Genomic DNA, 23,289 nt, shown 5'->3' with positions numbered 1-23,289 from the left:
CACGACGAGCCCAAAAAAACGCCCGCTCGCGAAGGCCGCGAGGACCTCCGGGAGCGGGCTGATCCCGCAACGATTTCAGGCAATGGGAATTCAGGCGAACGCCGGCACCACTTCCTTGATGAACAGCTCGAGCGACTTCTTCTTCTCGGCGTGGGGCAGGCTGTTGTCGCACCAGAAGCTGAACTCGTCCACGCCCAGTTCCTGGTAGTACTTGATGCGCGCGATGATTTCTTCCGGCGTGCCGATCATGGTGTTCTTGCGGATGTTCTCCAGCGCGAACGCAGGCACTTCGGCGAACTTCGATTCCGGGCTTGGCTCCAGGAAGCCATTGACCGGGGTGGTCTTGTTGCCGAACCAGGCATCGAAGGTGCGGTAGAAGCGCGAGATGGCCTGGGCACCGACTTTCCAGCCATCCGGCTCGGCCGGGCTGTGCACGTGGGTGTGGCGCAGCACCATCAGTTGTGGGCGCGGCACGTCCGGGTTGTTGTCCAGGGCAGCCTGGAACTTGTTCTTCAGGTCCAATACTTCCTCGTCACCCTTCATCAGCGGGGTGACCATGACATTGCAGCCGTTGGCCACGGCAAAGTTGTGCGAGTCCGGGTCGCGGGCGGCGATCCACATGGGCGGGGTGGCGTTGAACGGTTTCGGCACACTGGTGGAGGTGGGGAACTTGTAGACTTCGCCGTCATGGGCGTAGTCGCCTTCCCACAGCTTGCGCACCACCGGCACCATCTCGCGCAGCGCCTTGCCGCCGTCGGTGGCCGGCATGCCATTGGCCATACGGTCGAATTCGAACTGGTAGGCACCACGGGCCAGGCCCACTTCCATGCGACCGTTGCTGATCACGTCGAGCAGGGCGCATTCGCCGGCCACGCGGATCGGGTTCCAGAACGGTGCGATGATGGTGCCGGCACCCAGGCGAATCTTCTCGGTGCGCGCGGCCAGGTAGGCCAGCAGCGGCATCGGGCTTGGCGAGATGGTGTATTCCATGGCGTGGTGTTCGCCGATCCACACGGTGCTGAAACCGCCGTTCTCGGCCATCAGGGTCAGTTCGGTCAGGTCTTCGAACAGCTGGCGGTGGCTGACCTGTTCATCCCAACGTTCCATGTGCACGAACAACGAAAATTTCATGGGGCTTTCCTCGGAGCTTGAAAGTCTCGCCTGGCGCGCCAGGCGTCAGTGATAACGATAGGCGTCTCAGGCGAAGGCGGGCAGGCTGGCCATCTTGCCGCGGCAATAGACCATCGGCCGTGGTGCTTCTTGCGGGACGATCAGGTTGTGCACCTTGCCGACCATGATGGCGTGGTCGCCACCCTCATACTCGCGCCACAGTTCGCACTCGATCACGGCGGTGGCACCGGCCAGGACAGGGTTGCCCAGTTCGCTCAGGGTCCACTCGATGCCGGCGGCCTTGTCCTTGCCCTTTTTCGCGAAGGCGTAGGCCTCGGCCTGCTGTCCGCCGGAGAGCAGGTGGATGGCGAAGCGCTTCTGCTTGATCAGCACAGGGTAGGAATCGGAGGTGTAGTTGGGGCAGAACAGCACCAGCGGCGGGTCCATCGACAGGGAAGAGAAGGCGCTGGCGGTCAGGCCGACGACCGAACCGTCGTCGTCCAGAGTGGTGATGACGGTAACGCCGGAGGGGAAGGAGCCCAGGACGTTCTTGTAGACGGTTGCGTCGATCATCTCGTATACCTCTGAGGGGCTGCGGTGGGCCGCGGTTTTTATCGTTGATGTGTCTGATGGTATACCGTAATACCTATTTTGCAAGCGGAATTTTCAGCCTAGGTTTTTCACGATGAACGGCTCAAGGCCCCGTATGTCGTGGCCTTGAGCGGTGAGGCGGTTTGTCGCAGGGGTTTTGCGAACGGATCAGTGGAGGCTTTTTCCTACGGATCAGTGTTGTCAAAAGTTTGGAATACCATAATATGGTCCGCAGCTGAGAGGCCGCCTAGATGCGGTTTCCTTACAAAGATAAAAACGACCTTTCGAGCTGAATCCTATGTCCCAACCGTCATCGCAACACCAGTTTGTCGAGAATCACACGGTCGATTACGTTCCACCTGCCGAGCGCCATGGGAAGGCGCGCGACCTGTTCACCCTCTGGTTCAGTACCAACATCGCGCCACTGCCCATCGTCACCGGTGCCATGGTGGTGCAGGTGTTCCACCTGAACCTGCTGTGGGGTCTGATCGCCATCGTGCTGGGTCATCTTGTCGGGGGCGTGGTCATCGCCCTGGCCTCTGCACAGGGACCGCAGCTGGGTATTCCGCAGATGGTCCAGAGCCGTGGCCAGTTCGGCCGTTACGGCGCCTTGCTGATCGTTTTCTTCACGGCGCTGATCTACGTCGGCTTCTTCATTTCCAACATTGTCCTCGCCGGCAAGACCATCCATGGCATCGCGCCAAGCGTGCCGATGTCGGGTGCAATCGTCATCGGCGCCCTGAGCGCCACGGCCATTGGCGTGATCGGTTACCGCTTCATCCATATCCTCAACCGCATCGGCACCTGGGTCATGGGTTCGGCGCTGCTGGCCGGCTTCATCATGATGTTCGTCCAGGAGCTGCCCGCCGACTTCTTCAGCCGCGGTGCGTTCAACCTGTCGGGCTTCATCGCCACCGTGTCGCTGGGTACCATCTGGCAGATCAGCTTCTCACCGTACACTTCCGACTACTCGCGCTACCTGCCCAAGGAAGTAGGCATCGCCAGACCGTTCTGGGCGACCTATTTCGGCGCCACCCTGGGCACCATCCTGTGCTTCAGCTTCGGCGCGGTCGCCGTGCTGTGCGTGCCGGAAGGCACCGACGCGATGGACGCGGTCAAGCAGGCCACCGGCTGGCTGGGCCCGATCCTGATGGTGCTGTTCCTGCTCAACATCATCAGCCATAACGCCCTCAACCTGTATGGCGCGGTGCTGTCGATCGTCACCGCCATCCAGACCTTCGTCGCCCAGTGGACGCCCAGCGTCAAGGTGCGGGTGGTCCTCGCCTCGGTGATCCTGGTGGCCTGCGCCATGGTGGCGTTGAATGCGTCGGCGGACTTCATCGGCCAGTTCATCGGCCTGATCCTGGCGCTGCTGCTGGTGCTGGTGCCGTGGGCGTCGATCAACCTGATCGACTTCTACCTGATCAAGAAGGGGCAGTACGACATCGCCTCGATCTTCCAGGCCGATGGCGGCATCTACGGGCGCTTCAACCACCACGCGATCATCGCCTATGCCTGCGGGATCCTGGTGCAGTTGCCGTTTGCCAATACGGCGCTGTACGTGGGGCCGTACTCGAACATTGTCGAAGGGGCGGACCTTTCGTGGCTGTTCGGCTTGATCGTGACGGTGCCGCTGTATTACTGCCTGGCAACCCGGGGCAAGGCGGCCGAGAAGGCTGTGCGGGCTGTCAGTGTCAACGATTGATCGGTGAAAGGGGCTGCCTTGCAGCCCATCGCGGGTAAACCCGCTCCTACAGGTACAGCGTGATCCCTGTAGGAGCGGGTTTACCCGCGATGGGCCGCAACGCGGCCCCGAACATTTCAGCTCAAACCTTGAACTGCGCCACCATGCCATTCAGATCCACCGCCAGGCGCGACAAGTCCTGCGCCGCCGCACTGGTCTGATTGGCCCCCGCCGAAGTCTGCATCGCCAGGTCGCGAATGTTCACCAGGTTGCGATCCACCTCCCGCGCCACCTGTGCCTGTTCTTCCGAAGCACTGGCAATCACCAGGTTGCGCTGGTTGATCGAAGCGATCGCCTCGGCAATCACCTCCAGCGCCTGACCCGCACCCTCAGCCACTGCCAGCGTCCCTGTGGCACGCCCCTGGCTGCTGTGCATGGCCGTCACTGCACGCTCGGTGCCGTTCTGGATGCCGGCGATCATCTGCTCGATTTCTGCGGTGGACTGCTGGGTGCGGTGGGCGAGGGCGCGTACCTCATCGGCCACCACGGCAAAGCCACGGCCCGCTTCGCCGGCGCGAGCCGCCTCGATGGCGGCGTTCAGTGCCAGCAGGTTGGTCTGCCCGGCAATCGCGCCGATCACGTCGAGCACGCGGCTGATCTCGTTGGCGTTGGTGGCCAGTTGCTCGATCTCGGCCGAGGTGCCGGTCACGTCCGACACCAGGTGCTGCAGCGAGGCCAACGCCTGGTTGACCTGGTCACGCCCATCGCGGGTCGTGCGGTCGGCGCCCTGGGAGGCATCGGCGGTGCTCACGGCGTTGTTCGCCACTTCCTCGACGGCGGCGGTCATCTGGTTGACGGCAGTGGCCGCCTGGTCGATCTCCGCGCTTTGCTGATGCAGCCCGCGGCTGGTGTCTTCGGTGACGGTGTGCAGCTCTTCGGAGGCTGAAGCCAGCTGATCGGAGGAGACGGCGATCTTGCGGATGGTGTCGCGCAGGCTCGTCTGCATGCGGCCGAGGGCGCGCAGCAGCGATGCTGGCTCGTCGCGGCCGGTGACCAGGATGTCCCGGGTCAGGTCGCCGGTGGCCACGCGCTCGGCCACGGCCACCGCATCGGCCAGTGGCACGACGATGCTGCGGGTGAGCAGGGTGGCGATGGCGACCAGTGCGATCATGATCACCAGCAGTGTGCCGATGATCACGCGCAGGGCCTGGTCGGCCACGTCGCTGCTGCGTTGCGAAGCCTTCTCGGCGCCCTCGCCGTTGTAGGCGATCAGCGCGGACATGGCTTTATGGCCATCAATGTTGACCAGTTATTCAAAAAGCGACAAAAAAGGCAGATCCGTCACCTTCCTGGCGGATCTGCCTTTGATTGTCGATCAAACGATGGCAATAAGCGGGTCTGCCGCTGCCAGGGCCACGGCGCGGTCGGCGGCGGGCGGGTAGATCCAGACCGTGTTGATCTGGCGCTTCAGGTCCTTGCCTTCCTGGCCGTGCAGTTTCAGTTCGCGCTCCCAGCCTTCGCTGTATGCCGCGCCCCATTCACCGAGGTCGAGGCAGGTGACGTACTTGGGCTGGCGGTAGACCACGGGTGGCATGCCGAGCAAGTCGGCCATGGCGTTGTTGCCACTGTGGCGGCCCATGGGGATGGCGTGCTGGCAGGTCATCAGGGCGTGGTTGCCGATTTCGTCGACGGCCGCCCAGGCGGTATCACCCGTGGCATAGATGTGCGACTGGCCCACTACCTTGAGGTGGTCGTCGACCTTGAGCCGGCCGAAGTTGTCGCGCTCGCCGGCCACTTGCGCGGTCAGCGGGCTGGCCTTGACGCCAACGGTCCAGATCACGGTCTTGCTGGCGATGTAGTCGCCATTGTCGAGGGTGACTCCGCCGGCATCGACGGCGACCACCGAGGTAGCAGTCAGCCATTCGACGCCAGCGTGCTCGGACGCCGCGATGATCGACGGTTTGATCCCCGCACCGAGCGCCGCGCCAACGCTGGCGCCCCGGTCGACCAGCAGCACGCGTACATCGCTGTCTCCGAGCAAGGCGCGCAGGCGTGCGGGCATCTCGGTGGCGGTTTCGATGCCAGTGAACCCACCGCCACAGACCACCACGGTGTTGCGTGCAGGCGAAGCGGGCAGGGCGGCGAGGCTGGCCAGGTGCTGTTCAAGGCGCACTGCCGACTGCATCTGGTCGACATCGAAGGTGTGCTCGGCCAGGCCCGGAACTGCCGGGCGTGCCACCTGGCTGCCGGCGGCGAGGATCAGGCGGTCGTAGTCGATCTGCTGCTTCTGGCCGTGGCTGTCGGTGTAGCGCACGCTCCGTGCGTCAGCATCGATGGCCTCTGCGCTGCCGCTGATGAAACACACCCCCACGGCATCGAACAACTCACCGACAGGTGCCTTCAACGTATGCGCATTGGCCTCGTAGAAACGCGGGCGAATGTGCAGTTCCGGCAGTGGTGCCAGCACGCTGATGGTCAGGTCGTCGCGTTGCGCCTGGTCGAGCAGGCGGGCGGCGCTGAGGGCGCTCCAGACGCCGGCGAAACCGGCACCGATGATCAGGATGTTGGATTTCATGCGAGTGCTCCGCAAATGTCGTACAGGGGAAGAAGAGGCTTCGAGTACACGGCAGGTGCCTCTCGAATAACTACGACTCTATTGGTCGTAGTTTGTGTTTGCAAGTTTTTTCTTCGTGCCGGGCGGGCCGCTCAGCGGTTGACCGGTAGAAAGGAGTGCGCTGATGGCCGGAGGGCGACAGGACCACAAACCTTGATATCCCCACCCCCATCCGTTATAGGTAAAAAGGAAACCACAAAGAAAAGAGGCCAATTCAGCCCCCATGTACGAGATCACACGTATCTTGCGCCCCTCAGGCCCCCATTTCGCGCCCTGCGCTGATGGATACGGGCCCACCCCCATGATCCTTTCCCCGCTTTCAAATCTGTTTCACGTGTTGTCGATCGCGCCCGCCAACATCCTGCTCAGCCTGATGCGCAAACGCCCCGTCCCTCCACCTGCACGGTAACGCCTGAATTCCGCCACCCCCGGTCTATTGCCGTTCGGGGTTGGGGAGCCTTTGCATCTTTTTCAGCCTTCAACCGTTCAGGAATCACTATGACTCTTCGTGTAGCTATCATCGGTGCCGGCCCATCCGGACTTGCGCAACTGCGTGCCTTCCAGTCCGCCCATGCCCAGGGCGCCCCCATGCCGCAAATCGTCTGTTTCGAAAAGCAGGCCGACTGGGGCGGCATGTGGAACTACACCTGGCGCACCGGGCTCGACCAGCATGGCGAGCCGGTGCACGGCAGCATGTACCGCTACTTGTGGTCCAACGGCCCCAAGGAGTGCCTGGAGTTCGCCGACTACAGTTTCGATGAGCATTTCGGCCGACCAATTTCTTCATATCCGCCGCGCGAGGTGCTGTGGGACTACATTCAGGGCCGCGTGAAAAAAGCCGGGGTGCGCGATTTCATCCGCTTCAACACCGTGGTCAAGCACGTCAGCTTCAACGAGCAGACGCGCGAGTTCACCGTCAGCGCCCATGACTACGGCGCAGGGGTCGGCATCGAGCAGGTGTTCGACTACGTGGTGGTCGCCAGTGGCCACTTCTCCACCCCGCACGTACCGGAGTTCGAAGGCTTCGAGCGCTTCACCGGGCGTATCCTGCACGCTCACGATTTTCGTGAAGCGGTGGAATTCAAGGGCCAGGACCTGCTCATCGTCGGCAGCAGCTATTCCGCCGAAGACATAGGTTCGCAGTGCTACAAGTACGGTGCGCGCTCGATCACCACGGCCTACCGTACGCAGCCGATGGGCTACAAATGGCCCAAGGGTTGGGAAGAGCGTCCCCAGCTGGTCCGGGTCGAGAACGACTTGGCGTTCTTCGCCGATGGGTCGAGCAAGCGCATCGACGCGATCATCCTGTGCACGGGCTACCAGCATCACTTCCCGTTCCTGCCGGATGAGCTGACCCTCAAGACCAACAACCGCCTGTGGCCTGCGGGGCTCTACCAAGGCGTGGTCTGGGAGCACAACCCGCAGTTGCTCTACCTGGGCATGCAGGACCTCTGGTACAGCTTCAACCTGTTCGACGCCCAGGCATGGTTTGCGCGCGACTATATGCTCGGCAGCATCAAGCTACCGCCCAAGGCGGACATGCAAGCCGACAGCAAGCGCTGGCGCGAGGATGAAGAGCGCCTGGAAAGCACAGCCTCGATGTATGAATTCCAGGGGCGATACATCAGGCACCTGATCGAACAGACCGATTACCCGAGCTTCGACATCGATGCGGTCAATCGCATTTTCCTGCAATGGAAGCAGGACAAGAAGCACGACATCATGGGCTATCGCGACAAGTCGTACCGCTCGGTTATCACCGGCACGAAAGCAGTGCCGCACCATACCCGCTGGATGCAGGCGCTGGACGACTCGCTGCAGGAGTACCTGCGCGAAACGGACGGCAAGCAAGGTGAGGTGAAGGCGCTGCACCGGTAGACGCCTTCTGTTGCAGCACGGTGTGGTTGGCGACCCGGTGCTACCGGCGTATGATTTGCGACAAAGTTGGTCGGAGATTGAAATGTCGCTTTACAGTGCTGGCGTCGAATACGGCATCCATTGTCTGCTCTACCTCGTGGACGAGTGCGGTGACACGCGCGAGTCCAGCGTGCGCGACCTCGCCGAGCTGCAAGGCGTGCCCCAGGAATACCTGGCCAAGGTGTTCACCAAGCTGGCGCGCGCCAAGCTGGTGGTCGCCACCGAAGGGGTGCGTGGCGGCTTCCGCCTGGCCCGGCCGTCGGACGAAATCACCGTGCTGGACATCGTCAGTGCCATCGACGGGCCGAAAAAGATCTTCGACTGCCGCGAGATCCGCGAGCGTTGCTCGCTGTTCGAAGGTTCGGCACCGGGCTGGGCAACTGAAGGCACCTGCGCGATCCACGCCGTGATGCAGGGGGCGCAGAAGCGCATGGAAGACGCGCTGGCGCAGCAGACCATTCTCGACTTGGCGCGCCGCGTCGGGCGCAAGGCCCCGGCAGAGTTCGGCCAGCAGGTCAGTGAGTGGATGGGCGAGCGACGGATCCCGGCAAGCCAGTCTTGACCGGTACAGTCACCCTGACTTGCGGCGCCGATACGCCCCCGGCTGCACCCCCACCGCCTTGGCAAACGCCCGGGTAAACGCCGCCACCGACTGATACCCCACCTGCGCCCCGACCTGTTCCACGGTATTGCCCGCCTGCAGCAACTGGCAGGCATGGCGCATGCGCAACGCCAGCAGCACCTGCCCCGGCGACTGCCCGGCCAGTTCGCTGAAACGTTTGAAAAACGCCGACCGCGACAACCCCGTGCAGGCCGCCATGCTCTCCAGCGTCCAGGCCTGCCCGGGCTGCTCGATCAGCCGCTCCAGCAAACCGGCGAATGCCGGCTGCCGGGCCAGGGCGACCAGGCCGCCGAGGGATTGCTCGGCATGCACCTGCTGGCGCAGTGCATACAGGAACAACAAATGCGTCAGCCGCTCCAGCAAGGTTTGCGAAGGCGCCGGCAGGCGCTGGCATTCGTCCAGGATCAGCCCGAACAACGCCCGCGCCGCATGCCCGGCCGGCTCGTCGGCGCGCAACAGAATGTGCTCGGCCAGCCCCTCCACGATCAATGACGACAACCCGGGGCGAAAGTGGAAGAACCCGCACACCAGCCCCACGCCGTCGGCCGCGTTGGCATCCAGCGCCTGCATGGCCTGGCGCGGCTGGGCGCAGGCGCGCAGCGGATCCTGGTCGCTGGACAGGCGATAGCCCAGGTCGCGCAGCAGGAACACCGCGTCCCCGGCCTCCAGGCGCACGGGCTCGGCCTGGTCATCCAGGTGCAACCAGCAATGTCCCTGGACCACCAGATGAAAACTGGCCCGGCCCATGCCCTGGGTACTGGCATGCCAGCCGCCGCAGTAGCGGCCGACATGGAACAGGCTGGCATCGAGCTCGAGGCCCTCTAATAACCAATCGACAAGTGGGCTGGATGAAATCATCTAATGTAAAGACTCAGGAGCAAGGAAAGGCGACTGATGAATATGGAGGGTGATTCTTATAACCAACAGACTGTACGGACACACACCGAAGGAGACCACTCCATGTCCTCGCGCATTACTCTACACACTCTGCAGAGCGCCCCGGAAGCGGCCCGCCCGTTCCTCGAGAATGCCCAGAAGAATTCCGGCTTCATTCCCAACCTGCTCGGCGTGCTGGCCAATGCCCCGGCGGCCCTGGAAACCTACGTGACCGTCTCGGCCCTCAATGGCAAGGCCGAACTGACCCTGGCCGAGCGCGAAGTGGTGCAATTGATCGCCGCCACCCAGCACGGTTGCGACTTCTGCGTGGCTGGCCACACCGCGGTTGCCCTGAACAAGGCCAAGTTGCCGCCCGAGGTGGTCGAGGCCCTGCGTGCCCGCGGCGAATTGCCAGATGCCCGCTATGAGACCCTGGCGGCGTTCGCCCGCGAAGTCATCGCCACCCGTGGCAATGTCGGCGATGCCACCTACCAGGCCTTCCGCGAGGCCGGTTTCACCGAGGGCAACGCCCTGGAAGTGATACTTGGGGTGAGCCTCGCAACCTTGTGCAACTTTGCTAATGTGTTCGCCCAGACGCCGCTCAACGACGAGCTCGGCAAGTACCGCTGGCAGCCTTCTGCTTAATCCGCGTCGGGTGCCGTGGGCGCCTGCGTTTTCTAAAAGGAGTAGGGATATGCTTGATGCTGCATTTGCCAGCTGGCTGGATGCCAATGCCGAAGCCATCGACCAGGGCCAGTGCGACCCGCAGCAGGTGCTGGCGCACATCGCCGAGTCGCAGTTGCTGCGTATCGGGGTCGACCCTGCGCTGGGCGGCAGTGGCGGTGCGGTGACCGACGCGGTCGAAGCCATCGCGGCCATTGCCAGCCGCTCGCTGGCCAGCGCGTTCGTCTGCTGGGGCCAGCGTGCCTTCATCGAATACCTGCTGCAAAGCCCCAACCAGGCGCTGCGCGAGCGCCTGCTGCCGAGCCTGCTGACTGGCGAGCTGGCCGGTGCCACGGGCCTGTCCAACGCCATGAAATTCCTCTCCGGTATCGAAGTGCTGCAGGTTCGCGGTCGGCCTGAAGCCGAAGGCTGGACACTGGAAGGTCGCCTGCACTGGGTCACCAACCTGCGCAAGAGCGGCTTCGTGGTGGCCGCCGCCATCGAGGATGATGCCGGCGGTGCGCCGTTCGTGCTGGCGATCCCTTCTGTTGCGCAGGGCCTCGAGCGTTCCGACGACTTGCAACTGATGGGCCTGCAGTCGAGCAACACCGCGGCCCTGGCCTTCCATCAGGTGGCGCTGAGCCGTGACTGGCTGCTGCACGAAAACGCTCGGCAGTTCCTGCCCAAGGTGCGCCCGGCGTTTCTCGCATTGCAATGTGGCATGGCCATCGGCCTGGCGCGCCGTTCGCTGGACGAAGTGCACGAACACCTGCACGGGCGCCTGTCGTTCCTCGAAGAACACCGCCAGGTCCTCAAGGAACGCCTGGAAAACACCGTGACCGAACTCAAGCAGGGCCTGCTCGACGGGCGCTTCGAAGGCCAGCCGGCGGCGCTGTTCAAGCTGCGCATCACCCTGGCCGAAAGCGCGGCCGACGCCGTGCAACTGGAATTGCAGGCCAGTGGCGGCAAGGCTTACCTCGACGAATTCGGCGCAGGGTTTGCGCGCCGCTGGCGCGAGTCGGCGTTCGTGCCGATCGTCACCCCGAGCCTGGTGCAACTGCGCGCCGAACTGCATCGCCAGGCGGCCGCTGCATGAGCCACGTGTTGCTCGAAGCCCGCGACATCAGCCTGGGCTACCCGCGCGAAGGCGGTTGGCAGGAGGTGCTGGCGCGTTTCGACCTGCAACTGGCGCCCGGAGAGGTGGTGACCATCCTTGGCCCCAGCGGCGTCGGCAAGTCCAGCCTGTTGCGCGTGCTGGCAGGTTTGCAGCAGCCGCGCAGCGGCAGCGTGACGCTGCACGGCCAGGCACTGCAAGGCCCGCACCCGCGCTTGGCGGTGGCCTTCCAGGACCCCAGCCTGCTGCCGTGGCTCAGCCTGGAAAAGAACGTCGCCTTCGGCCTGGACTTCGCCCGCCAGCCCAAGCTGGCCGCGGCCGAACGGCGTGCGCGCATCGATCATGCGATCGACGCGGTGGGACTTGCCCCTGCGCGCAATCAGTACCCGGCGCAATTGTCCGGCGGCATGGCCCAGCGCACTGCGCTGGCCCGCTGCCTGGCGCGCCAGCCGGAAGTGCTGCTGCTCGACGAGCCCTTTGGTGCCCTGGACGAGGTGACCCGCGCCGACATGCAGCAACTGTTGCTGCAACTGATCGCCACCCACAACACCGCAGCGGTGCTGATCACCCACGATATCGACGAAGCCCTGCTGTTGTCCGACCGGGTGCTGCTACTGGGCAACCACCCGGCGCACATTCTCGGCCAATGGTCCATCGACCTGCCGCAGCCCCGGGCGCAGCGGGTCGAGGCGTTGGGTGCGCTGCGCATCGAGATACTCAAGACCCTTCGGCGGGCGAGCCGCACAACCGAACCTTCCCCCACTTCGTTGTCTTCGGAGCCTGCCCATGTGCATGGATGACTGCTGTTCCTCCACGTCGCGTCGCGACTTTCTCAAGCTCAGCGCCATGCTCACTGCCGCCGGCGCCGTGCCGCTGCTGTCGAGCCTGCAGGCGCGTGCCGCCGCTGAGCCCGATGCACCGGTACGCATCGGCTACCTGCCGATCACCGACGCCACGCCGCTGCTGGTGGCGCACAACAATGGTCTGTTCGAGGCCGAAGGCATCAAGGCCGAGCGCCCGGTGCTGCTGCGCAGCTGGGCGCAGGTTATCGAGGCGTTCATCTCGGGCCAGGTCAACGTCATTCACCTGCTGTCACCGATGACCGTGTGGGCGCGCTATGGCAGCAAGGTGCCGGCCAAGGTGGTGGCGTGGAACCACGTGGGCGGCTCGGGCCTGACCGTGGCTCCGGACATCACCGACATGAAGCAGCTGGGCGGCAAGACCGTGGCCATTCCGTTCTGGTATTCGATCCACAACGTGGTGCTGCAGCAGATGCTGAACGACAACGGCCTGACGCCGGTGTCGAAGCCCGCCAGCGCACAATTGGCGGCCAACGAAGTCAACCTGCTGGTATTGCCGCCGTCGGACATGCCGCCGGCCCTCGCCAGCAAGCGCATCGCCGGCTACATCGTCGCCGAGCCGTTCAATGCCTTGGCCGAGAATCTCAAGGTCGGCCGGGTGCAGCGCTTTACCGGCGATGTCTGGCGCAACCATGCCTGCTGCGTGGTGTTCATGCACGAGCATGACCTGAACAACCGTCCCGAGTGGTCGCAGAAGGTGGTCAACGCCATCGTCAAGGCCCAGCAATGGACCCGCGACCACCGCGCAGAAGCCGCCGCACTGCTGTCCAAGGCCGGCCCCAACAAGTACACCCCGCATGAGCCGGCGGTGCTGGCCAAGGTGCTGGCTCCGGCCGCCGAAGACCGCGCCGGCTATATCGCCAGCGGTGCCATTCGCCACCAGCAATGGGACGAGAAACGCATCGACTTCCAGCCGTACCCGTTCCCCAGCTACACCGAGGAACTGGTCAAACGCCTCAAGGGCACCCTGATCGAAGGCGACAACGGCTTCCTGGCGGGCCTGGACCCGGCGCAGACCGCCCGCGACCTGGTCGACGACCGCTTCGTGCGCAACGCCATTGCCGCTGTCGGCGGGCCGTCGGTGTTCGGCATCGCCGACAACTTCGAGCGCAGCGAGGAGTTCGTGGTCTGATGCGCAAGCATGTCGTACATGCCGGCCTGGGGCTGGCCGGTCTGCTGGGCTTGCTGTTGTTGTGGTGGGCCGGGGTTGCGGTATTTGGCGAGGCCGACGGCCTGTCGGCGCGCTTCTCGCCCCAGGCCACACTGGCCAGCCTGATCGAGTTGCTGGGGCAGGGCGAGGTCTACGGGCACGTCTGGGTCAGCCTCAAGCGCATTCTGGTCGGCTTGCTGCTGGCGTTGCTGATCGGCGTGCCTCTGGGCCTGCTGGTGGGCAGCTACCGGCACCTGGAGGCTGCGACCACACCGGCGTTCCAGTTCCTGCGGATGATTTCGCCGCTGTCATGGATGCCCGTGGTGGTGATGCTGATGGGCGTGGGCGACCAACCGATCTACTTCCTGCTGGCCTTTGCCGCCCTGTGGCCGATCCTGCTCAACACCGCCGCGGGCGTGCGCCAGCTGGACCCGCGCTGGCTGCAACTGAGTCGCAGCCTCAGCGCCACGCGCTGGGAGACGTTGTGCAAGGTGATCGTGCCCGGCGTGATCGGCCATGTGCTGACCGGAGTGCGCCTGGCGATCGGCATCCTGTGGATCGTGCTGGTGCCGTGCGAGATGCTGGGGGTCAGTGCGGGGTTGGGGTATTTCATCCTTGATACCCGTGACCGGCTGGCGTACTCCGAGTTGATGGCGATGGTGCTGCTGATCGGCGTGCTGGGGTTCATGCTCGATGCCCTGGCGCGTGGGCTGCATCGGCGTTGGGTACATGCCTGAAGGGCCCTCAGCTCAATGCACGGTCTTGCGTTGCCTGACGCACTCTCGCGCCAACGCAGCCAGCTCATCCAGCCACTCGTCCCGCTGCTGCTCGGCCTCGATCATCGCATCCTCACCCTGCTGATTGAGCAGGTAGGTATGGATCTGGTGCACCTCGGTGGCCTGGTAGATCGGCGCGATGTCCAGCCGTCCGATCAGCGCGCCGCTGGCCTGCCCGGTACTGCTCATCAACACCTGCGGCCCACTGGCGGCCACCACCTGCATGCCTATGGCCTCGAACCACGGCACCTGCCGCGCGAAGGCGTTCAGCTCGACGCTGGCAAAGCGCGCCTGCACATCGCTCAGCAGGGCGCGGGCAACCCCCTGGCGACGGTGCTCGGGCGCCACGGCCAGAAAAGCCACAGCGCAGGCCTGCGGGTTGTCCTGGGCCGGCAGGGTCAGGGCAAAGCCCTGCAGCCGGTCCGGGGCTTCGGCATCGAGTGCCAGGATCAGCTCCACGGCCAGGCCACGGGTGCCGTCCATGGCCTGCAGGTACTGGTGCACCTCCATGCCGACGCCGTACTGGTACAACGGGTACAGCGGGTTGTCGGCACGGATGGCCACGCTGCTGAGGTCGCCCACATGGTGGATCACCAGTTCGCGGATCTGGTTCTGGAAGGACTCGGGCGGCACGCTGTCGAGGCGGCTCAGGATGAACATCGGGTAACGGGCTCCGGCTGCAAGTGGATCACCCCGCGCCGGTGTAGCGCGGGGTGGACAGTCTAAACCCTTTTTGCCGGATCAGCCTCGTGCCTGCAGCGCCGCCAGCATCAGGTCGAGGTTCTGCACGGCGGCGCCCGAGGCACCTTTGCCCAGGTTGTCGAACACCGCCGTCAGCAGCACCTGGCCATGCTCGGGGTTGGCGTACAGCGTCAGGCGCAGGTCGTTGCTGTCGTTCAGGGCTTCAGGGGCGAGCGCAGCGGCCGGGCCATGCTGGTGCAGGGCAGAGACCTGCACGTGGCGAGCACCCTGGTAGTGATGCTCCAGGCAGGCCTGCAGCTGTTCGGCGCTTACCTGGCCAGGCAGCAGGCGCAATTGCAGGGGGATGCTCAAGACGATGCCCTGGCGATAGGCGGCATACCCCGGCAGGAACACTGGCCGCACCGTCAGCCCGGCATGCAGCTGGATTTCCGGCACATGCTTGTGGGCCAGCTCCAGGCCATAGATCTGCAGTGTGGGCGCAGGTTCTGCGCCTGGCTGTTCATGGCGCTCGACCGCCGCCCGGCCACCGCCGGAGTAGCCGGAAATGGCATGGATGCTCAGTGGATAGTCGGCCGGCAGCAAGCCGGCCTGGACCAGCGGGCGCAGCAGGGCGATGGCGCCCTGGACATCGGCCTGGTGGCCTTGCCGCAGGTGGCGGGTAAAGGCGTCGGGGTCACGCCCTGGCGGCGCGACCCGATCCTTGCCTACGTGCCTGCCGACTGGCAGCCGCCGGCCAGGGTCACCCCGGCCTGGCTCGGGCAGCGCGCGTTGATCCTCAATGACAGCAGCACCCAGTTGTCGCGGGTGATCGGCAATGGTTCGCCGCGGCCGGGTTGTACCCCGAACCGCGGATCGAGCTGAATTACAACGATGCGATCAAGAGCCTGGTGGGGGCGGGTTATGGCGCGACCTTGCTGCCACATGAAGGCGAGGCAGCGGAACTGGACCGGAGGATCGTGCGTCGTCCGCTGAGGCCCGGGCTGTGGCGGCAACTGGGGATTGCCTGCCGCGAAGGGGAAGTGGAAAGGGCCACCGCGTATGTGCTGGAGGCCCTCGATCGGTTGCGCGAGTAGAGGGGCTGCTGCGCAGCCCAATCGCCGGCAAAGCGGCTCCAGGTTCACCTCCGCTCTCGCTGCCTCACCGCCGTCACCGTTTCCCCACCCACCCCCCAGTTATCCGTGGGCACTTCCTCGATCACCACAAAAGTACTGGCCGGCGGCTTGCCCAACACCTGCTCCAGCAACCGGGTCGTACCCTCGATCAACTGGCGTTTGTGGTCGGCGCTGACGCCTTCGTCGGTCACGCGAATATGGACATAAGGCATGGCTGCTTGCTCCCCCGTTCAGTGCCAGGTGCCGGCAGTGCTGCCGCCGTCAACCGGCAGGATGACGCCGCTGACGAAGCGCGCGTCGGTCAGGTACAGCACGGCATCCACCACATCCTGCGGCGAGCCGGTACGGCCACTGGGCGACAAGGCGCCAAGCCCCTCGACATTGCCATGCAGCGGGGTATCGATGATCCCCGGGGCCACGGCGTTGACTTGCACACCGCTGGCTGCCAGTTCCAGGGCAAGGCCCTTGACCGCCTGGTTCAAGCCACCCTTGACCAGTACCGGCAGCAGCGCCGGTACACGGGTATCCGGCTGCAGGGCGCTGGCCGAGTACGGCGGTACCTCGCGGCCGTTCATGCTGATCTACCCCCAGGCGCGGCACATGCCATCGCGGGTACGGGTGTTCATCGACTTTCTGCTTGCCCCGGGGGCACAACCGTCGGGCTGAAGCGGGCTGTCGGGAAGTGCTGGAAGGCTATGTTTTTCGCTGCATCGAGCCACCATGCTGACCCGAAGAGCAACTGTGATGCGAAGATCAAGGAGCTGGAAGACATCTACAAAGCCAGTGGTCAGGCACTGCATGGTGGCATGGCCCATGACTACAAGGAGCATCTGAAAACCGCCAAGGCAGCTCGGGAGGCAGGAGACATGACCCAATGCCAGGCCTCGGCTGACCAGGCCAAGACCATCTACAACAAGGCACGCAACAAGTGAGAGACGGATGCGTGGGCATTGGGTGCATGGCGCGGGAGTGATGTTGTCGCGCAAATCGAGCGCCGCCCGCGCGGCGCTCGATCTCATGGGCGCCAGGAGAACTGCGGCGAACTCAGAACCAGCGGTCGTTCTTCTTCCGCCCACGCGTCAGCGCCGGCAGGATCAACCCCAGCAGCAACCCCGCGCCCGCGATGCTGCCGCCGTATACCATGTAGCGCATCATTACCTGCTTGTTCTCGTCGCCCAACCGCGCCTGGGTGTCGCGCAGGTTCGACTGGGTCTGCTCGAGCTGTTCGTTGAGCGCCTTGTTGCGCGCTTCCAGTTCATCGATCAGTTGCTTGCGCGAATCCAGGGTCTCCTGCATGCCCTGCACACGGTTCTTCCAGCTGTCGTCGATGGTCTTCAACTGCCCGGAAAGTTCCGCCACCTGAGCGTCGAGCTGGGGAAGGCGCTCATTCTGGCCCGGCACTGACTGCAGGTCGCTGGTGAGGATCCACACCAGGTCGCCGTTCTGCCCGCGCACCTGGCTGTAGTTGCCCTGGCTGCCGATCAAGGTGAGCTTCTGCCCCGACTTGAGCGTACCGACGATGCGGTGGCCGTCGGTCGGGCCGCTGCGCACGTAGGTGCTCAGGCTGTCACTGACCCAACGCGCATCGCTGGCCGGCTCTTCGGCATGCACGGGGATGGCGACGGCCACCAGGGCGGCGAGCAGGGCGGGGAGGGCAAGGGAGGCGAGGCGGGATTCAGGCATGTTGGTCTTCGCTGCAGCAGGAAAAAAAGGCCCGGTCGACGCGTGATCTGCGATGGACCGGCGAACGGGTCGGTGAATTGACCGTCAGCGAAAGACCGTATTTTTGTAAGCAGGTTCACTACTGGAGGCAGGAATTGTCCGCAGAATGTTACGGGTGGAGAGCTAGAGCGCTTGCGCCGGCCAGCCACCCGCCGGACGGCCCGTCGATCAGTCCGGCCCCCCGGGAAGCTCGGCGACATAGTCGTCGATGCAGCGCTCCAGCCCATGGTCAGCCTGCTGCAGCAGCACGTCGAACAGCAGATGGTTGAGGCTCGAACGCGGCGGGTGATTGTCGTAGCCCGACGGGTTGAACTGCCACTGTTGCCTGAGCGCCCGCTCGCCCATCGCCAGCATGCTGGCGGGAATGGTGTTGCTGGCGTGCCGCCGGGTCACGTTGGCCCGTGCCATGTAGGACAGCGCCCCGCGCAGGGCACTGTTGCCCAGTGACCATACATGCCGTACGGGGTGAGCCTGGAGCAGTTGTGTGGCTATTTCTGCGGTCTTTTTCCGGGCTTCGAAGGGCAAGCCATGCTCCGCGCACCTGTCGGCCATGTAGGCGCATACCTCTTCGGTCGACAACGCCTGGATCACCGCGACGATCTGTGCGCGCCATTGTGGCAGCGGTCCGCCGGACAGCTCCTTGTGCAGCAACCGGTACAAGTCCGCCAGGCCCGCTCGCTGCTGGCCGTCCAGGCTGACATTGGCAACCCAGCGCACCTTGTCCCGCCAGGCCTTGGGGGTCAGGTCGTCGCTGAAGGCATTCAGTGGCGAGCCGGGGTCGACCAACAGGATCGACTCTTCGTGCAGCGCTTGCAGGATGGCCGCATCCATGGCCGAGGAAGGGCTGACACGGGCGTCCAGTGTGGACTGCCCGCCGGGCGCCAGGCAGTTGTGCTGGACGTCCATGCGCACGTCGAGCATGGCCAGCAGCTGCAGCTTGCGGGTAAACGAAAGCCTGTGCAGGACCAGTGGCTTGCGTTTGGCCAGCGACCAATGTGTCCTGATCCGCTTGCGCTGGTCGACCGCCTGCTCCTGCCTGGCCTGTTCGCGTGCGTTCTGGCAGGGCGGGCAGGTGCAGGCGCGCGGCCAGCGGGAACGGCCCGGATAGTAGTGGCGGTGCGCGCAGGTCTTGCAGAACGCCATGTTGTCGTTCCAGCTGTGGGCCGACTTGCTCTTGCGCCGCTCGAACAGGATGGCCTGGCAATAGGGGCAGGCCAGCGCCGGACAGGGCACGGGCGGGAACGTCTTGATCAGGCTGTTGGGGGCCACGTCGATGGCGTAGCGCTCGATCAGGAGGGCGATTCTTTCACCGCCGAGGTATTCGCGGTACAACACCTCGACCTGTTCCGGGGTGAGGTGCTGCAGCTTGCTTTCTAAATCGGACAAACCTGATTCTCCCTGCGTAGCGTCGCTTGTTAGGTTCGCGAGGGATGATGGTGGTAATCAGACAGCACTGTGAAGGGGGCGGGCCGTAGGGAAGTTCACCTAGGTTTGTAGGACTTTTCTGAGTGTTGCGCTTATCGGCCTATTGCGACGAAACGCAGGCCCTGGGCATCGCCAACCAGGGTGCGATGGCTAGACTCAAAGGTTCACCGCTGATTTGCCGGAGACCGACATGACTGCCAAGAACACGATCTGCCTGTGGTTTGACAAGGACGCCGAAGAAGCCGCGAACTTCTATGCCAGCACCTTCCCGGACAGCCGAGTGGTGGCCGTGCACCCGGCTCCCGGCGACTACCCGTCGGGCAAGGCCGGCGATGTGATCACCGTCGAGTTCACGGTCATGGGCATCCCCTGCGTGGGGCTCAATGGCGGGCCTTTTTTCAAGCATTGCGAGGCGTTTTCGTTCCAGGTCAGCACTGAAGACCAGGCAGAAACCGACCGTTTGTGGAACGCCATTGTCAGCAACGGCGGCAAAGAAAGCGAGTGCGGCTGGTGCAAGGACAAGTGGGGCATTTCCTGGCAGATCTGCCCGCGGATTCTCATCGAAGCGCTGGGCAACCCGGACAAGGCCGCGGCCAGGCGTGCCTTCGAGGCGATGATGACCATGGGCAAGATCGACGTGGCAGCCATCGAGGCGGCGTTGCGTGGGTGAACGATCGATGCGCCCAGGTCGAGCAACTGGTCGCCCGCGACCTGGGCGGCATCCTGCTGTTCGACCCGCTGAACATCCGCTATGCCACCGACACCACCAACATGCAGCTGTGGACCGCCCACAACCCCGCCCGTGCCTGCTTCGTCGCCGCCAGTGGCCATGTGGTGCTGTGGGATTTCCACGGCTGCGATCACCTCAGTGCGCATTTGCCCTTGATCAGCGAGTTGCGCAGCGGCGCTTCTGCGCCGAAGTCGACCAGGTATTGCGCAGTCACGCCGGCAACAATCGCCGGCTGGCCGTGGACCGCATCGAGGTCGCCGGCCTGCGAGCCCTCGACGCCCTTGGCGTGCAGGTGCACAGCGGCCAGGAGGTCACCGAGTTCGCCCGCCTGATCAAAGGCCCTGACGAAATCCTCGCCATGCGCTGCGCCGTTGCCGCCTGCGAAGCCGCAGTGGGCGAGATGCGCCAGGCCATGTGTGCGGGGGCGACCGAGAACGATGTCTGGGCCGCCTTGCATGCCGGCAACATCCGCCGCGGCGGCGAATGGATCGAAACCCGCATCCTCAGCTCCGGCCCGCGTACCAACCCCTGGTTCCAGGAATCCGGCCCGCGTGTGTTAAGCGATGGCGACCTGCTCTCGTTCGACACCGACCTGATCGGTGTCTACGGTTTTTGCGTCGACATGTCGCGCAGCTGGATTTGCGGCGGCCTCGAGCCTACAGTCGAGCAGAAGCGCCTGTACCGCATTGCCCACGAGCATATCCAGGTCAATGCCAACATGGTCAGGCCTGGCGTGCGATTTACCGAGCTCACCCGCAACGGGCACCGCTTGCCAGAAAGCTGCCGTGCCCAGCGCTATGGTGTGATGTTTCATGGGGTCGGGCTGTGCGATCAGTACCCGAGCATTCGTTATCCGGAGGACCTGGAGTCGTATGGCTATGAAGGTGAGTTGCAGGCGGGGATGGCGCTGTGCGTCGAGGCCTATGTCGGCGAAGTGGGCGGGCGTGACGGGATCAAGCTGGAGAACCAGTTGCTGGTGACCGAGACGGGGCATGAGGTGCTGACGCGTTATCCGTTCGAGGACAGCTTCTTGCGGGGCTAGGGGCGCATGTCGTGAGTTTTGCAGTGTCCGGTAGATCGAGCGCCGCCCGCGCGGCGCATCGCGAGCGATGCTCGCTCCTACGTTTGTTTTTGGCCAATCATGCCTGTGTGGTTTGCGCGCGAACGCCTTGGCGCCTGGCTCGATATCGCGTCGTGTCAACAAGGCGGTCGCGCGCGCCTCTGACAGGCGTTACTGGCCAAAAACAAACGTAGGAGCGGCTTCAGCCGCGATGCGCCGCGCGGGCGGCGCTCGATCTACGCGGCGCAGCAAATCCCCAGGCATGCACTTGTATGCCTCAACCGCCAACCACACTGCGCAGCCACTCGATCAACACCTGCAAGCGCCGTGGCATGGCTTCATGCGCCGGATGCACCAGGTAATAGCCCTGCTTGCCAACCTCCCGGAAATCGCCGAACGGCAGCACCAGTTCGCCACTGGCCACCCGTTCGCGCACCAGCTGCTCGCGGCCGATGGCGATACCGGTGTGGTGTACCGCCGCCAGGCTGCACAGGTCGGAACGGTCGAAGGTGAGCAGACGCGACGGCAGCGCACGCTGCCACCCCACTGTACCCATCCACAACCGCCATTCGGCATCGAAAGCGGCGTTGTCCCAGGCCGCCACATCGTGCAGCAGGGTAGTGCCGTCCAGGGCATCCGGGCTGTTTGTCAGGCCCAGCCGCCGGGCGTACTGCACCGAGCAGACCGGGGCGATGCGTTCGGGCATCAGGCGGGTGCTGACAAGCCCGGGGTGTTCGCCATCGGAGTAGCACAGCAGCAAGTCGACCTGCCGGGTGCGGTAGTCGATGCGCTCGTTGCCCACGCGGATGTCCAGCTGGATGTCCGGATAACGGGCAGTGAAATCGGCAAGCTTTGGCACCAGCCAGCACTGCGCCACCGATGGCCGCACATGGAGCGTCAATTGCCCGGCCAGCTGCGCGTCCGAGCGTTCCCGCACCGCGTCGGTCAGCCCATCCATGGCCTGCTGCATGGAGCGATAGACGCGTTCGCCGTCATCGGTCAGGGCAACCTTGCGCGGCAGGCGCTGGAACAGCTTCAGCGCCAGTTCGTCTTCCAGCCGGGCAATCCGGTGGCTGACCGCGCTGGCGGTGAGGCACAGTTCATCGGCAGCCCGGGCGAAGCTCAGGTGCCGCGCCGCGACCAGGAAGGTATGCAGGTTGGCCAGCTGGGCCCCGCTGAGCTCGCGCATCCGTCAGCTCCGGCCTTTGGCCAGGTAGGCCGCGTATTCGTCGGCCGGCACCATGCTGCCGCCGGTGCCCCAGACCAGGTGCGTGGCATTGGCCAGGCGCGCCGGCGACAACCCCATGCGCGCAAGGTAGGGGGCGGCCTGCAGCACCCGCACCATACCCGGCACACCGGCCAGCGCCGAAGGCTCCAGGCGTGCCTGTTGCTGGTCGTGGGCCAGCACCAGCAGGCGGTAGAGCGCTTCGTCGGTCACCGTGTAGTAGCCGTCGAGCAAGCGCTGCATGGCCTTGCCGACGAAGCCGGAAGGGCGGCCCACTGCCAGGCCATCGGCGGCCGTGACGTTGTCGATGCCAAAATCCTGGACACACACCTGGTCGTGCAGGCCGGTATACACCCCCAGCAGCATGCACGGCGAATGGGTGGGCTCGGCGAACAGGCAATGCACATGGTCGCCGAACAGCTGTTTCAGGCCGAAGGCCACACCGCCAGGCCCGCCGCCGACGCCACAGGGCAGGTAGACGAACAGCGGGTGCTCGGCATCGACCACGATGCCCTGCTGCTCGAACTGGCGTGCCAGCCGCTCGGCTGCCACTGCATAGCCCAGGAACAGGTGCGGCGAGTTCTCGTCATCGACGAAATAGCACAGCGGGTCGCACGCCCCTTGCTGGCGCCCTTGCTCGACGGCAACGCTGTAGTCCGACTGATGTTCGACCACGCTCACGCCGCTGGCGCGCAGCTTGTCTTTCTTCCACCGCCGGGCATCGGCCGACATGTGCACGGTGGCCTGGAAGCCAAGCCTGGCGCTCATGATGCCGATCGACAGGCCGAGGTTGCCGGTGGAGCCGACCGCGACCTTGTACTGGCTGAACAACTGCCGCGCCGGTGCATCGGCCAGCACACGGTAGTCGCTGTCCAGGGTGATCAGGCCGGCTTCCAGGGCCAGGTCCTCGGCATGCTTGAGGACCTCGTGGATGCCGCCGCGGGCCTTGATCGAGCCGGAGATCGGCAATTCGTTGTCGGCCTTGAGCCACAGCGCGCCGCTGGGCGCAAGGCCAGCCTCCTGCTGCAAGGTGCGCTGCAGGGTGGGCAGTGGCCGCAGGGGCGATTCGATGATCCCGCCGCTGGCGGCGGTGTCCGGGAACACCATGGCCAGGTACGGCGCGAAGCGCTGCAGGCGGGCGCTGGCGGCCTGCACATCGGCTGCAGTGAGGCCGACGTCGCCCAGGGCCTCGGCCGCAGGGGCGATGGCCGGGTTGAACCATTGGGTTTCCCGCAGGGCGACCAGATCCTCGATCAAGGGATGGGAGGCGCGCCATTGAGCAAGGGTTTTTCCGTGAATCATTGCAGGGGCTTCCTGTGGGTTGATCGCCCGATTA

The 23,289-nt window shown here is 64.6% G+C and carries 23 protein-coding genes and 4 pseudogenes; 14 read left to right on the top strand and 13 right to left on the bottom strand.

Going from position 1 to position 23,289, the window contains the following annotated elements; all coding sequences use genetic code 11:
- Window positions 1-90: 90 nt before the first annotated feature.
- Both PPL01S_RS10580 and PPL01S_RS10575 read right to left on the bottom strand, forming a co-directional pair.
- On the bottom strand, window positions 91-1,131 hold the full coding sequence (locus PPL01S_RS10580; protein ID WP_016393646.1) for an LLM class flavin-dependent oxidoreductase: 1,041 nt from the start codon (window positions 1,129-1,131) through the stop codon (window positions 91-93).
- Window positions 1,132-1,197: 66 nt separating this feature from the next.
- Window positions 1,198-1,683, bottom strand: coding sequence for a flavin reductase family protein (locus PPL01S_RS10575; RefSeq protein ID WP_016393647.1), 486 nt, complete (start codon window positions 1,681-1,683; stop codon window positions 1,198-1,200).
- A 316-nt stretch (window positions 1,684-1,999) separates the two neighbouring features.
- On the opposite strand from PPL01S_RS10575, the gene PPL01S_RS10570 reads away from it, so the two are divergent.
- The gene (locus PPL01S_RS10570) at window positions 2,000-3,406 is read left to right on the top strand and encodes a purine-cytosine permease family protein (protein WP_028624954.1); all 1,407 of its coding nucleotides are present in this window, start codon (window positions 2,000-2,002) and stop codon (window positions 3,404-3,406) included.
- A 121-nt stretch (window positions 3,407-3,527) separates the two neighbouring features.
- Here the strand turns inward: PPL01S_RS10570 and PPL01S_RS10565 are convergent, their stop codons facing one another.
- Window positions 3,528-4,667, bottom strand: a complete 1,140-nt coding sequence (locus PPL01S_RS10565; protein WP_081833279.1) for a methyl-accepting chemotaxis protein — start codon at window positions 4,665-4,667, stop codon at window positions 3,528-3,530.
- A gap of 93 nt (window positions 4,668-4,760) precedes the next feature.
- Window positions 4,761-5,960 carry an NAD(P)/FAD-dependent oxidoreductase gene (locus PPL01S_RS10560; protein ID WP_016393650.1) on the bottom strand — a complete coding sequence of 400 codons (1,200 nt, stop codon included), beginning with the start codon at window positions 5,958-5,960 and terminating at the stop codon, window positions 4,761-4,763.
- A 537-nt stretch (window positions 5,961-6,497) separates the two neighbouring features.
- On the opposite strand from PPL01S_RS10560, the gene PPL01S_RS10555 reads away from it, so the two are divergent.
- Together PPL01S_RS10555 and PPL01S_RS10550 are read left to right on the top strand one after the other, a co-directional pair.
- Window positions 6,498-7,877 carry a trimethylamine monooxygenase gene (locus PPL01S_RS10555; protein ID WP_016393651.1) on the top strand — a complete coding sequence of 460 codons (1,380 nt, stop codon included), beginning with the start codon at window positions 6,498-6,500 and terminating at the stop codon, window positions 7,875-7,877.
- Between the two features lie 82 nt (window positions 7,878-7,959).
- A complete protein-coding gene (locus PPL01S_RS10550; protein ID WP_016393652.1) occupies window positions 7,960-8,478 on the top strand; it encodes an RrF2 family transcriptional regulator in 519 nt (172 codons plus the stop codon).
- 9 nt (window positions 8,479-8,487) lie between these two features.
- On the opposite strand, the gene PPL01S_RS10545 is transcribed toward PPL01S_RS10550, so the two are convergent.
- Window positions 8,488-9,396, bottom strand: coding sequence for an AraC family transcriptional regulator (locus PPL01S_RS10545; RefSeq protein ID WP_016393653.1), 909 nt, complete (start codon window positions 9,394-9,396; stop codon window positions 8,488-8,490).
- Between the two features lie 102 nt (window positions 9,397-9,498).
- Between PPL01S_RS10545 and PPL01S_RS10540 the strand changes: the two genes are divergently transcribed.
- From PPL01S_RS10540 to PPL01S_RS10520, 5 genes are read left to right on the top strand one after another with little or no spacing between them, the layout of a single operon-like run.
- Window positions 9,499-10,059 (top strand): carboxymuconolactone decarboxylase family protein, encoded by a 561-nt coding sequence (locus PPL01S_RS10540; protein ID WP_016393654.1) that lies wholly within the window; start codon window positions 9,499-9,501, stop codon window positions 10,057-10,059.
- A gap of 49 nt (window positions 10,060-10,108) precedes the next feature.
- Window positions 10,109-11,173 (top strand): acyl-CoA dehydrogenase family protein, encoded by a 1,065-nt coding sequence (locus PPL01S_RS10535; protein WP_016393655.1) that lies wholly within the window; start codon window positions 10,109-10,111, stop codon window positions 11,171-11,173.
- Window positions 11,170-11,991 (top strand): ABC transporter ATP-binding protein, encoded by an 822-nt coding sequence (locus PPL01S_RS10530; protein WP_016393656.1) that lies wholly within the window; start codon window positions 11,170-11,172, stop codon window positions 11,989-11,991. The genes PPL01S_RS10535 and PPL01S_RS10530 overlap by 4 nt, the downstream gene beginning before the upstream one ends.
- Entirely contained in the window at window positions 11,978-13,183 is a 1,206-nt protein-coding gene (locus PPL01S_RS10525; protein ID WP_016393657.1) for an ABC transporter substrate-binding protein, read from the top strand. The genes PPL01S_RS10530 and PPL01S_RS10525 overlap by 14 nt, the downstream gene beginning before the upstream one ends.
- Complete coding sequence (locus PPL01S_RS10520; RefSeq protein WP_016393658.1) at window positions 13,183-13,938, top strand: ABC transporter permease; 756 nt, start codon at window positions 13,183-13,185, stop codon at window positions 13,936-13,938. Before PPL01S_RS10525 ends, PPL01S_RS10520 begins: the two co-directional genes overlap by 1 nt.
- 12 nt (window positions 13,939-13,950) lie before the next feature.
- Here PPL01S_RS10520 and PPL01S_RS10515 read toward each other — a convergent pair whose 3' ends face one another.
- On the bottom strand, window positions 13,951-14,637 hold the full coding sequence (locus PPL01S_RS10515; RefSeq protein WP_028624953.1) for a GNAT family N-acetyltransferase: 687 nt from the start codon (window positions 14,635-14,637) through the stop codon (window positions 13,951-13,953).
- An 81-nt stretch (window positions 14,638-14,718) separates the two neighbouring features.
- Window positions 14,719-15,300, bottom strand: a pseudogene (locus tag PPL01S_RS10510) (N-acetyl-gamma-glutamyl-phosphate reductase); the annotation flags it as partial.
- Here PPL01S_RS10510 and PPL01S_RS10505 point away from each other — a divergent pair.
- Window positions 15,226-15,752 (top strand): annotated as a pseudogene (locus tag PPL01S_RS10505) (LysR family transcriptional regulator substrate-binding protein); the annotation flags it as partial. The pseudogenes PPL01S_RS10510 and PPL01S_RS10505 overlap by 75 nt on opposite strands.
- Window positions 15,753-15,796: 44 nt before the next feature.
- Here the strand turns inward: PPL01S_RS10505 and PPL01S_RS10500 are convergent.
- Window positions 15,797-16,003, bottom strand: a complete 207-nt coding sequence (locus tag PPL01S_RS10500; RefSeq protein WP_016393661.1) for a tautomerase family protein — start codon at window positions 16,001-16,003, stop codon at window positions 15,797-15,799.
- Between the two features lie 18 nt (window positions 16,004-16,021).
- Window positions 16,022-16,333 (bottom strand): annotated as a pseudogene (locus PPL01S_RS10495) (SDR family NAD(P)-dependent oxidoreductase); the annotation flags it as partial.
- Between PPL01S_RS10495 and PPL01S_RS25630 the strand changes: the two are divergent.
- Window positions 16,332-16,457, top strand: a pseudogene (locus tag PPL01S_RS25630) (LysR family transcriptional regulator); the annotation flags it as partial. The pseudogenes PPL01S_RS10495 and PPL01S_RS25630 sit on opposite strands and share 2 nt — an antisense overlap.
- Before the next feature lie 29 nt (window positions 16,458-16,486).
- Window positions 16,487-16,723, top strand: a complete 237-nt coding sequence (locus PPL01S_RS10490; protein WP_016393664.1) for a PA2433 domain-containing protein — start codon at window positions 16,487-16,489, stop codon at window positions 16,721-16,723.
- Window positions 16,724-16,835: 112 nt separating this feature from the next.
- On the opposite strand, the gene PPL01S_RS10485 is transcribed toward PPL01S_RS10490, so the two are convergent.
- Window positions 16,836-17,474, bottom strand: a complete 639-nt coding sequence (locus tag PPL01S_RS10485) for a TIGR04211 family SH3 domain-containing protein (protein WP_016393665.1) — start codon at window positions 17,472-17,474, stop codon at window positions 16,836-16,838.
- A 207-nt stretch (window positions 17,475-17,681) separates the two neighbouring features.
- Window positions 17,682-18,899, bottom strand: a complete 1,218-nt coding sequence (locus tag PPL01S_RS10480) for a hypothetical protein (RefSeq protein WP_016393666.1) — start codon at window positions 18,897-18,899, stop codon at window positions 17,682-17,684.
- A 229-nt stretch (window positions 18,900-19,128) separates the two neighbouring features.
- Here PPL01S_RS10480 and PPL01S_RS10475 point away from each other — a divergent pair, with 229 nt between their 5' ends.
- From PPL01S_RS10475 to PPL01S_RS10470, 3 genes are read left to right on the top strand one after another with little or no spacing between them, the layout of a single operon-like run.
- Window positions 19,129-19,608: a VOC family protein gene (locus tag PPL01S_RS10475; RefSeq protein WP_016393667.1), complete on the top strand. Its 480-nt coding sequence runs from the start codon at window positions 19,129-19,131 to the stop codon at window positions 19,606-19,608.
- Window positions 19,605-20,000, top strand: coding sequence for a hypothetical protein (locus tag PPL01S_RS25095; protein ID WP_156042648.1), 396 nt, complete (start codon window positions 19,605-19,607; stop codon window positions 19,998-20,000). Before PPL01S_RS10475 ends, PPL01S_RS25095 begins: the two co-directional genes overlap by 4 nt.
- Window positions 19,907-20,710: a M24 family metallopeptidase gene (locus PPL01S_RS10470; protein ID WP_248694056.1), complete on the top strand. Its 804-nt coding sequence runs from the start codon at window positions 19,907-19,909 to the stop codon at window positions 20,708-20,710. Before PPL01S_RS25095 ends, PPL01S_RS10470 begins: the two co-directional genes overlap by 94 nt.
- Before the next feature lie 295 nt (window positions 20,711-21,005).
- On the opposite strand, the gene dsdC is transcribed toward PPL01S_RS10470, so the two are convergent.
- Together dsdC and dsdA are read right to left on the bottom strand one after the other, a co-directional pair.
- Entirely contained in the window at window positions 21,006-21,917 is a 912-nt protein-coding gene (gene dsdC, locus PPL01S_RS10465; protein WP_028624952.1) for a DNA-binding transcriptional regulator DsdC, read from the bottom strand.
- Window positions 21,918-21,920: 3 nt separating this feature from the next.
- Window positions 21,921-23,255, bottom strand: coding sequence for a D-serine ammonia-lyase (gene dsdA / locus PPL01S_RS10460; RefSeq protein WP_016393670.1), 1,335 nt, complete (start codon window positions 23,253-23,255; stop codon window positions 21,921-21,923).
- Window positions 23,256-23,289: the final 34 nt, after the last annotated feature.

It is taken from the genome of Pseudomonas plecoglossicida NBRC 103162 = DSM 15088, assembly GCF_000730665.1.
Classification (GTDB): domain Bacteria; phylum Pseudomonadota; class Gammaproteobacteria; order Pseudomonadales; family Pseudomonadaceae; genus Aquipseudomonas; species Aquipseudomonas plecoglossicida.
Note: the sequence above shows the minus strand (reverse complement) of the source record. Positions and strands in the feature narration are given on the sequence as shown.

Bases quoted from the DNA above. Each gene is read 5' to 3' on its own strand.
- PPL01S_RS10580 (WP_016393646.1), bottom strand. From the start codon at position 1,131: ATGAAATTTTCGTTGTTCGTGCACATGGAACGTTGGGATGAACAGGTC.
- PPL01S_RS10575 (WP_016393647.1), bottom strand. From the start codon at position 1,683: ATGATCGACGCAACCGTCTACAAGAACGTCCTGGGCTCCTTCCCCTCC.
- PPL01S_RS10570 (WP_028624954.1), top strand. From the start codon at position 2,000: ATGTCCCAACCGTCATCGCAACACCAGTTTGTCGAGAATCACACGGTC.
- PPL01S_RS10565 (WP_081833279.1), bottom strand. From the start codon at position 4,667: ATGTCCGCGCTGATCGCCTACAACGGCGAGGGCGCCGAGAAGGCTTCG.
- PPL01S_RS10560 (WP_016393650.1), bottom strand. From the start codon at position 5,960: ATGAAATCCAACATCCTGATCATCGGTGCCGGTTTCGCCGGCGTCTGG.
- PPL01S_RS10555 (WP_016393651.1), top strand. From the start codon at position 6,498: ATGACTCTTCGTGTAGCTATCATCGGTGCCGGCCCATCCGGACTTGCG.
- PPL01S_RS10550 (WP_016393652.1), top strand. From the start codon at position 7,960: ATGTCGCTTTACAGTGCTGGCGTCGAATACGGCATCCATTGTCTGCTC.
- PPL01S_RS10545 (WP_016393653.1), bottom strand. From the start codon at position 9,396: ATGATTTCATCCAGCCCACTTGTCGATTGGTTATTAGAGGGCCTCGAG.
- PPL01S_RS10540 (WP_016393654.1), top strand. From the start codon at position 9,499: ATGTCCTCGCGCATTACTCTACACACTCTGCAGAGCGCCCCGGAAGCG.
- PPL01S_RS10535 (WP_016393655.1), top strand. From the start codon at position 10,109: ATGCTTGATGCTGCATTTGCCAGCTGGCTGGATGCCAATGCCGAAGCC.
- PPL01S_RS10530 (WP_016393656.1), top strand. From the start codon at position 11,170: ATGAGCCACGTGTTGCTCGAAGCCCGCGACATCAGCCTGGGCTACCCG.
- PPL01S_RS10525 (WP_016393657.1), top strand. From the start codon at position 11,978: ATGTGCATGGATGACTGCTGTTCCTCCACGTCGCGTCGCGACTTTCTC.
- PPL01S_RS10520 (WP_016393658.1), top strand. From the start codon at position 13,183: ATGCGCAAGCATGTCGTACATGCCGGCCTGGGGCTGGCCGGTCTGCTG.
- PPL01S_RS10515 (WP_028624953.1), bottom strand. From the start codon at position 14,637: ATGTTCATCCTGAGCCGCCTCGACAGCGTGCCGCCCGAGTCCTTCCAG.
- PPL01S_RS10500 (WP_016393661.1), bottom strand. From the start codon at position 16,003: ATGCCTTATGTCCATATTCGCGTGACCGACGAAGGCGTCAGCGCCGAC.
- PPL01S_RS10490 (WP_016393664.1), top strand. From the start codon at position 16,487: ATGTTTTTCGCTGCATCGAGCCACCATGCTGACCCGAAGAGCAACTGT.
- PPL01S_RS10485 (WP_016393665.1), bottom strand. From the start codon at position 17,474: ATGCCTGAATCCCGCCTCGCCTCCCTTGCCCTCCCCGCCCTGCTCGCC.
- PPL01S_RS10475 (WP_016393667.1), top strand. From the start codon at position 19,129: ATGACTGCCAAGAACACGATCTGCCTGTGGTTTGACAAGGACGCCGAA.
- dsdC (WP_028624952.1), bottom strand. From the start codon at position 21,917: ATGCGCGAGCTCAGCGGGGCCCAGCTGGCCAACCTGCATACCTTCCTG.
- dsdA (WP_016393670.1), bottom strand. From the start codon at position 23,255: ATGATTCACGGAAAAACCCTTGCTCAATGGCGCGCCTCCCATCCCTTG.